Source organism: Pseudovibrio sp. Ad5 (genome assembly GCF_001623095.1).
Taxonomy (GTDB): Bacteria; Pseudomonadota; Alphaproteobacteria; order Rhizobiales; family Stappiaceae; genus Pseudovibrio.
Genome location: NZ_LMCH01000039.1, coordinates 1 through 2419 on the forward strand (window position 1 = coordinate 1; position 2419 = coordinate 2419).

Annotated in this window: 1 protein-coding gene; it reads right to left on the minus strand. The window is 47.8% G+C overall.

The window, feature by feature from the left end:
- On the minus strand, positions 1-2419 hold a 2419-nt coding region (locus tag PsAD5_RS14315; RefSeq protein ID WP_275078123.1), incomplete at both ends, for a calcium-binding protein.

The window sequence follows — 2419 nt, forward strand, 5'->3', positions numbered from 1 at the left end:
TCCGCCTCTTGGGTGATCCAGACATTCTTGTTCTCATTGCCGATCAAATAGGTATCGTTACCTTTTTGGCCACGAAGATGCTGCCAGTGCTCTGAATAGCCACCAGCATCGAGCGTATCGTCCCCATCGCCAGCATTAATTGTGTTGCTCCGTTCACCACCGACAATCAGATCATTGCCCGTAGTCCCTTGAAGGGCAACACGTCCAATACTGTCGATCCTGATACTGGACACACTACTGTCATCAGCAAACTGAAAGCGTTCGATATGTTCGCCCATGTCAGACAGGAACAGCGAACCGGACTGGCCATCCTTGTCCCATTGCAGACGCAAGGCCTCACCATAGTTCTCATGGCTATAGGAGCTGAGTGTTAGATCCTGAAGTGATAGGTCCTTGAAGCGAACGGTATCGTTGCCGCTGTCAGCCCACTCCGCCTCTTGGGTGATCCAGACATTCTTGTTCTCATTGCCGATCAAATAGGTATCGTTACCTTTTTGGCCACGAAGATGCTGCCAGTGCTCTGAATAGCCACCAGCATCGAGCGTATCGTCCCCATTGCCAGCATTAATTGTGTTGCTCCGTTCACCACCGACAATCAGATCATTGCCCGTAGTCCCTTGAAGGGCAACACGTCCAATACTGTCGATCTTGATACTGGACACACTACTTCCATCAGCGAACTCAAAGCGCTCGATTGGTGAAGTAGTGTTTGTCCAATTCTTGATCGTGAGAACGTCAGCAATTTCATTGAGAGGTTGGTCCCGGTTTTCCGCATCCATTAGATAGATCTGAAGATCACCGTTGTCATTTGTTATCCGTAAATCAGCAAGCGTGATACCATCTGCAAACTGGATTTTGTCCATACTGCCGGAAGTATCAAGTACGGTATCGTGACCAAAGCCGCGCATGAAGACGTAAGTGTCATCGCTAGCACCACCTTCGATCACATCATTCCCATCTCTTGCGATCAAAAGATCATTGCCATTCTCACCTTTGATGATGTGAGAACCAGACAGGTCATCTACGATATCGTTTCCATTGGCTCCTGTAATTACCCCAACTTCAGGCAGTACATCGAACTGATATACTTGGATATCGTTATAAGTAGACTGGTTTGCATCAGCTACCTGAAGCCGATGATCTCCAGGTCCACCGTCATTATATGCGTAGAAACTAAAGTCATAGTATCCTGTGGCTTCAGCAGTAAATGTTGCCGTTGTGTGATACTTATAGCTGTTATCTGATAAAACAATTTGATCGCCTATTTTCAGCAACATTCCATCATCAACATCTTCTCTGAACTTATATGTCTTACCTGCTTCCAGATAGAACTTACCTGTAAAATGGTGCAGCACATACTCAGCTAGAGAACTGCGCAAGCTGGTAACATCCTGAACTGCTGATGACTGATGTGATGCCACCCAATCTTCAAACTGATCACTCTGTAAATGTTTCGGTAATCCGGTATATTGGGTTCTGGTCACATTCAGTGCGGCGATGTTTTCTATAACGCCAACCTGCTCTCCAATTTGCAGTTCGTAGCCATCTTGGAACCTAAGTGTATCAATGCGTTTTGATGATGAGTTCCAGTTTTTGATGCGAATGCTGTCGGAGAGATCAGCAAGGGCAGCACCTGGGTTGTCTGGATCAAGGACATAGATGACCAGATCATTGCCGTCAGTGCGTAGTGTGACTTCATCAAGTTTCAGGTTTGTCAGAATGAGGAGGTCATCAGAACCGTTTTCGTCTGAGATTGTGTCTTTGCCATCGCCGCGAGAGTAGACGTACGTGTCATCTCCTGTACCGCCTTGCAGGTTGTCATCTCCAACGCCTCCAACCAGAAGATCGTTTTGCTTGCCTCCCTTGAGAGTATCATTGCCTTCGCCACCAAAGAGGCTGTCATAATCATCACCACCATCAAGGGTGTCGTTGCCTTCACGGCCAATCAAATAGTCATTGCCATCCTTGCCTTTGAGTGTCTCATTCCCAGCGGCCCCTTCAATCCAATCATGCCCGCTTGAGGCAGAGACGGTCGAGCCTTCTGCAGCCTTCCGGAAGCTGCTGGAAAAACGAGATAGCGGTACAGAGACACCAGCGGCAAACTGCAGGCTTTCAATCCGGTAAGAGGCATTGTCCCAATCCTTAATCCGAATAACATCTTCCACCTCACTGAGAGACTGGTCACGGTTATCACTCGGCAGGATGTAAATCAGCAGATCATCGCCACTTCTTTTCAAGGTGATGTCTTCAAGCTCAATGTCATCAGCAAAACGTATTACATCTGAGCTGCCACTTGCATCCTTGATTGTGTCTTTGCCATCCCCTCTGCTGAAGAGATAGGCGTCTGCGCCTTTGCCGCCTTCAAGGAGGTCATCTCCCTTACCACCAGCCAGAGTGTCATTCCCATTTTCGGCTTTCA